At 38.2% G+C, this 6392-nt stretch carries 7 protein-coding genes and 1 pseudogene; 7 read left to right on the top strand and 1 reads right to left on the bottom strand.

What is annotated here, in order from left to right:
- Together ELQ35_RS21965 and ELQ35_RS21970 are read left to right on the top strand one after the other, a co-directional pair.
- Positions 1-132 (top strand): transposase (locus ELQ35_RS21965; RefSeq protein ID WP_143253477.1); only part of this gene is annotated, 132 nt, incomplete at its 5' end.
- A 296-nt stretch (positions 133-428) separates the two neighbouring features.
- Positions 429-851 carry a DUF1801 domain-containing protein gene (locus ELQ35_RS21970; RefSeq protein ID WP_126867310.1) on the top strand — a complete coding sequence of 141 codons (423 nt, stop codon included), beginning with the start codon at positions 429-431 and terminating at the stop codon, positions 849-851.
- 142 nt (positions 852-993) lie between these two features.
- Here the strand turns inward: ELQ35_RS21970 and ELQ35_RS21975 are convergent.
- A pseudogene (locus ELQ35_RS21975) lies at positions 994-1134 on the bottom strand (C39 family peptidase); the annotation flags it as partial.
- Positions 1135-1308: 174 nt separating this feature from the next.
- On the opposite strand from ELQ35_RS21975, the gene ELQ35_RS21980 reads away from it, so the two are divergent.
- The 5 genes from ELQ35_RS21980 (at position 1309) to ELQ35_RS22000 (ending at position 5904) form a co-directional block, all read left to right on the top strand.
- On the top strand, positions 1309-2031 hold the full coding sequence (locus ELQ35_RS21980; protein WP_126867311.1) for a transposase: 723 nt from the start codon (positions 1309-1311) through the stop codon (positions 2029-2031).
- Between the two features lie 349 nt (positions 2032-2380).
- The gene (locus tag ELQ35_RS21985) at positions 2381-3064 is read left to right on the top strand and encodes a GntR family transcriptional regulator (protein WP_126867312.1); all 684 of its coding nucleotides are present in this window, start codon (positions 2381-2383) and stop codon (positions 3062-3064) included.
- A gap of 106 nt (positions 3065-3170) precedes the next feature.
- Complete coding sequence (locus tag ELQ35_RS21990; RefSeq protein WP_126867313.1) at positions 3171-3821, top strand: isochorismatase family protein; 651 nt, start codon at positions 3171-3173, stop codon at positions 3819-3821.
- Positions 3822-3877: 56 nt separating this feature from the next.
- Positions 3878-5242, top strand: coding sequence for an MFS transporter (locus ELQ35_RS21995; protein WP_126867314.1), 1365 nt, complete (start codon positions 3878-3880; stop codon positions 5240-5242).
- 476 nt (positions 5243-5718) lie between these two features.
- On the top strand, positions 5719-5904 hold the full coding sequence (locus ELQ35_RS22000) for a hypothetical protein (RefSeq protein WP_126867315.1): 186 nt from the start codon (positions 5719-5721) through the stop codon (positions 5902-5904).
- Positions 5905-6392 lie beyond the last annotated feature (488 nt).

Below are 6392 nucleotides of genomic sequence, written 5' to 3' on the forward strand. Positions count from 1 at the left end.
CGAACAGAAGGTACGAATCATAAAATCAAAAACAGTAAACGTCGAGCCTATGGGTATCGTAACCTTCATCGATTTAGAATACGTGTATTTTTAGAGTGTACAGGAAAAACTTATCATGAGCAGGTGTCCTAGCCCCTCCTTCTTCAGCATTATGGTGGATAATAGTTGGTGGAAAAGAAGCCGTCAAGGAAAGCACTTGACCGCATCTTTTCCACCAACTGGCCGGTCTGTAAGCTGAAGAAGGAGAGATTGTGAGTGGCTCCAATCTAGCTAACTTAATTGCCAGAATTATGTAGAAATCACAAACAATGGTGAAGAGACAAAAGATTATTCTTTTTTGTAGGAAATTAGACTTGTATTCTAGAATGTAATAATGCTGACAATAATGTAAACAAGTATTTAATCAGAGAATAGGAGAGAGAGCATATATGTATGAACCGAAGATGAAAGAAACCGACGATAGTGTAATTAAATTTATTGAAAGTGTGGAAAATGAGAAGAAGAAGGCAGATGCCTATCAGTTATTAGAAATTTTTGAAGAGGTAACTGGTTACGACGCAAAAATGTGGGGTCCTAGTATTATAGGCTTTGGTAGCTATCACTATAAGTATGCATCAGGACATGAAGGGGATGCGCCTTTAGTGGGTTTTTCACCAAGAAAGGCGAAAATTAGTCTTTATTTGGCCTATGAAAGTGAGGAAAGAGAAAAATTATTAGAAAGCTTTGGTAAACACACGAAGAGTAAGGCTTGTATTTATGTTAATAAATTAGCTGATATCGATACCAATGTTTTAAAGGATTTAATTAAACATACAGTAGAAACATATCAGAATCTTTATCCGAATGAATAAAGTTATTGCCATTGTTCTAAATCAATGTCCTACTGACCTTTTGTGACTGTAATTGCTTGTTTCCCCATCTGTATCCATGCCTTGCGAAAATCGTTTATAGGTGCTTTTTTCACTTCAACAGTCATAGGGTCGTTAAAATAGATGGAGTTGGGTCCTTTTTCACCTTATCTGCTAACTCCATTTTACTGACTTTTACATCGTAATAATGGAGAAGCATGGCTAAACTTGTTACCTCGCAGCCTCTAGGAAGCTCAGGGTATTGCGCGATAAGAGGAGCGTTTAGTTAAATGAAGAAGTATTCGATCGTGATTTTAAGGAGTTGGACAAATTCCATTTTGATTCCAAAATGCTTTAAGGTTGTACGATAACTTTTTAAGGTTCTGACTTTATTGATTTCCCTCTATTTGTTTGTGAAGCAAATCATATTAAAAACGGGTGCGTTAGTAAAACAATCTAAATTCTCCGCTGCCAAAAGGATGAAGGCGAAATTACTGCCGCTAAACGGCTTGTAGAACAGTTATACCAACGGTTTCATCATTTTACCGACATTCTCGTTTGTGATGCCTTATATGCGAAAGCTCCCTTTATTAATTTAGTCGCCAGTTTCCATATCGATTTGATCATCCGGATTAAGGATATGCGCCTTCATATCGTCAAGGATGCACTCGGTCTATTCTCGAAGAGAAAACCAGATCACGTCTGGACGACACAAGTGAAAAATCAACAGATCCGGATAGAAGCCTGGGAAGACCATGGTATGGAGATGACCAATGTACAAGTGGGCATTAGGTTTGTGCGCTTTGTAGAGCATATCCAGATTATGCGTCATGGGAAAGTGATAAAGACGGAGACAAAAGAAACCTTGTTGGCCACAACCTGTCAGGAAGAAGTGAAAGTAGAATCAATATGGAAAATGATCCATAAACGGTGGAACATTGAAAACTGCTTATTTCATCAATTGAAAACCCACTGCCACATGGATCATCGTTTTGTGGATAGATTTCACGCGATTACTGCATGCATATACCTGCAAATGGTCGCCTTTAATTTATGGCAGTTATATCTTTTTCGTTATTTGCTGCAGTATGACCAAAAAAAGCACCCTCAAGTAGCGGTAGCTGAAAGAATGAGAATAGAATGTGAAATGGATTTGAAGATCCCTCCATTATTATCTAGATAAATAAATGACTCATCACGTCATTCGAGTGAGAATGATCGTGAAAGGGAGGAAGAATGTCGAAACATGCGACTCCCCTAGCCTTTTATGGGCTTTTCAAGGTTGATACAAGTCGAAAATGAAAAGACTTTGCCGAATCGTGTATGGTCAATAGTAATCAGCTGAAAATGGAAATTCGATCCGAGATCTCTGATTAATAACAATAACAGTTCCATTAAATAGATAATAGAATCTATTAAAAGGTTAATAAAAACCTAGCCATGTAAACGGTTGACGGTAAACAGATAAGTCTGTATATTAAAAGTAGGCGTAACATTTTCAAAATTCGGTACTATGGAAAGGAGGAATAGACATGCAAATTCTACGCCCTGGGCCCCTTCATAAACAGGCCTATCAGATCCTTTTAACTATGCTTTTAGAAGGGGAATATCAACCTGGGGAACGTTTGGTAGAAACAAAATTAGCAGAAAAACTTAGAGTAAGTAGAGGAACTATCCGAGAAGCTATTCGAATGCTGATAAAGGATGGACTTTTAACTCAAAGTGAAAGCGCTATCTACATTTATAAGCCAACACTTCAAGATGTTATCGATCTATACAAATGCCGAGAAAAATTAGAGTCCCTTGCTGCAAAATTAGCCGCAAAAAATATAACTAAAACTCTTGAGAAACAAATTAATGAAGTCTTAGTGAAGTCAAAAAAAGCTTTAGTAGAAGAACATCCCTCTAAAGTAGTTGAATTAAATACGCAATTTCACGAACTGATCATTAGAGCTGCCCGCAATAAACAACTAATCGGGTTATTGGAAACGATTCGGACAAAGAGCTTATATATGCGTAATAATATTCTTCGGGACTATTATATGACTTCAAACCGTAAAAACTATATAGGTGAACATGAACAAATCTTCAAGGCAATCATAGAACAAGATCGAATTAAAGCCGAAGAAGAGATGAGTAAGCACATTAAGAATGATTTAAGTGCTTTCTATGATTTTTTTGAAAAAAAAAACGTTGGGGAATGTCAATGTTTCTAACAAATGATAGTTTGGTGAATTTCACCAAGTTTTAAAGGTTATTTAAAAATTTAAAAATTTTCAAGGTAGGTTTTACAAGATCTTGAAGGTTTATGGAGGGAATATAATGGCCAGAAATGAAGCAGATGAAACTCTATTTAAAGAAAGAGGATTCGGAAAATTATTAGGATTCGGTAAGAAACCAGGATTGGTAGTAGTGGATATCATTACAGGCTTTACAGATCCTACTATGCCTATGGGTTCTGATCTTACCCCACAGATTTCTCAAGTTAATAAGCTTTTACATACTATGCATACACTGAATCTTCCAATATTCTTTACCACCATTTCTTATGATGACGATACACTTGCAGATGCTGGTTTATGGCATCAAAAGATGGAAGGCTTACACACATTAAGAACAGGCACGGAAGCTGTAAAGGTTGATAGCCGACTAGACTTTCGCTCAGGTGATAGCTTAATTGTTAAGAAATATGCCTCAGCTTTCTTTGGGACAGACCTAATTTCACGTCTTAATACAAATGATATTGATACGGTAATCATCGTTGGGTGTACCACATGTGGGTGCATTCGCGCCACAGCTGTTGATGCGCTGCAATACGGATACAGACCGATTGTAGTTGAAGATGCTGTGGGTGATCGGTCATCGGCCTCGCATGAACAAAGTTTGTTTGATTTACAACAAAAATATGCGGATGTCATAAAAACGGATCAAGTCATTGAAACTGTTACATCCAAATATGCCCCTATTTCATAATGTGGTCATAAAGGTGGATAATAACAACTTAATTTTTTTAAAAGGGGGAAAATAGAATGGAAGCAACCATATCGCAGCGTCTAGATCGACTACCTGTTAAAAAGATCCATAAAACTGCAACAATATTGATTGGTACGGCACTATTCTTTGAATTTTTCGAAGTGTTTTTAACTGGTGTTTTGGCTTCAATTCTCCAAAATGAATTTCAAATAGATGAGGGTTTGATGCCTCTTATGTTGGGCTCTAGTTTCTTTGGAATGTTTTTTGGAGCGATCTTCCTGAGTCGGGTTGCTGATAAATACGGTCGGAAAAAGGCGTTTGTCATCAATTTGGCTATCTATTCTGTATTTACCTTTTTAATTGCGCTGAGCCCAGACGTAACGTTTATTATTCTGTTTAGATTCTTAGCAGGGTTAGGTCTTGGGGCACAACCACCATTGTGTGCTGCATATCTGAGTGAAATTCTTCCGGCTTCTAAACGAGGAAAATTTATTGCTTGGGCCTATACGATCGCGTTTCTAGCGATTCCGATTGAAGGCTTTTTAGCAAGATTCCTGGTTCCCTTAGCTCCCCTTGGAATTGATGGATGGAGATGGATGTTCATAATCGGTTCCACTGGAGCCATTATCGTATTCTTAGGTATTAAAAAATTGCCAGAATCACCTAGATGGTTAGAGTTGGCTGGACGGAAAGATGAAGCAGAGGAGATAATGAAACAATTTGAAGGAAATGATGGCCGTGTTAGTGAGCCCGCATTAAAACAGACAACCAGTCCTGCTAAGGCAAAAGTTGCACAACAGTTACCTTTTTCTGCTATCTTTCAAAAGCAATATATCAAGCGAACTTTAATGATGTATATATTTCAAATACTCCAAACAGTCGGATATTACGGTTTTGGGACACTTGCCCCGATTATTTTAAGCTCCAAGGGATATACAGTTACTTCGTCTCTGGAGTACACAGCCCTGTCTTTCCTTGGATATCCTTTAGGCTCCTTGCTCGCTGTGCCATTGGTTGAACGCATTGACCGCAAATGGTTAATTGTCCTGACCGCCTTCGGTATGGGAGTGTTTGGCATGACGTTTGGCATGGCTGAAACCCCATTACTCATTGTGTTAGCAGGATTTCTATTTACAGTAGTCAGCAATATCTTTACTAGTACCTTTAATGTTTTCCAAGCTGAGATTTTTCCAACATCGATTCGAGCGACAGCAGCTGGAAGCGCATACAGTTTGAGCCGTTTAACCAGTGGATTACTTCCATTTATCTTACTACCTGTATTAAATTCAAGTGGAGCAACTACAGTGTTTATGATAATTGCAGCAGCCATGTTACTTCTTATACTAGACATAGCCATACTTGCCCCCCGTACAACCGGCATATCCCTGGATACTGTCGAGGAAAATACACATGCATCTTAAATAGATGCAACTGGAAAAGCAAGGGGACGGTTCTCCTGCTTCTTTTTAGTCCCATGCTAGGCATGCCCCGAGAGGTGTTGTTTCACAACATTGTTCCACACTTGTCACACAATTTTGAGCGGTTTAATGACAGATTCATGTATATGATACAAAAGAGAAAGTGGTCATTTAAAAATGATGACTTTCTTTTAGTATTTTCATATTTTTTATGTTTTCATCTATGTGGGTGGGCAACTACGGAGAGTAATCAATGTAAGACTAGTAATCATTTAATTTTTTCTTTTGTATTTTTAGAAATGTTTGCAGGAATTTAGACCTAGGTGTGGAATATAAGTGTAGTACCACTGAGCCACTTTATCCCAATCTATTATTATTTCTCTCACCCCTTCTTCTTCTTTTTTCTAAACTTCAATTTTTTACTATCCAACTTATTCTTTTTCTTCTCAATTTACTTAAAAGTAGGGAGGTTTTTGCTTATGAGCGTAAAAGTTTCAAGCATTGGTTTAAAAGGGCTTGAGGGCTATCGCGTACAGGTAGAAGTACAGATTTCAAAGGGAAAGGAGTCAATGCAAAAAGCTGTAGGGTTTAAACCTGGGACTTCGATTAGAGAAGGGTTGCAGAAATTTGCCGATTGGTATGTAGATTATTACAAGGTGAAGTAGAATCTAAACATGTCGATATTGCAAAAGAGTATAATTTATTTGTAATACAAATTACCCGAGGGGCTTAATAGCTCGTCGGGTATTTTGTCATGTTAATTTTTATGCATTAATATCTGTTCGTCAATAATTTTGCCATCTTCGATCGATAAACATTAGTTTTGGGTGCCTGTCAGAGCGACCGAGCCTAGGTTGCAACATATAGTGGGAGGATTCCCACCGAGAAAGAACTAGCCATTCACTCGTAGCGAGTCTTGAAGGGCAAGGGGTAACTCTTGTCTTTAAGCGTAGACAGTTAGGTGATGGGCCGAAAGCCAAATGGTTGAAGGGATTGAGCTCCGAAATACCCAGTTAAGAGGGCCGATGTATTTGACAGTATAGAAAGCAACATTCCTATTTTCGTAAGGGCGAGAAAGCAGGAACCTCTTCGGAGTCGATGACCTCGGCACGTCACACATTGATATGTTGTAGCAACTCGGGAGATCCTGTCG

It is taken from the genome of Peribacillus cavernae (assembly GCF_003989135.1).
Lineage (GTDB): Bacteria > Bacillota > Bacilli > Bacillales > DSM-1321 > Peribacillus > Peribacillus cavernae.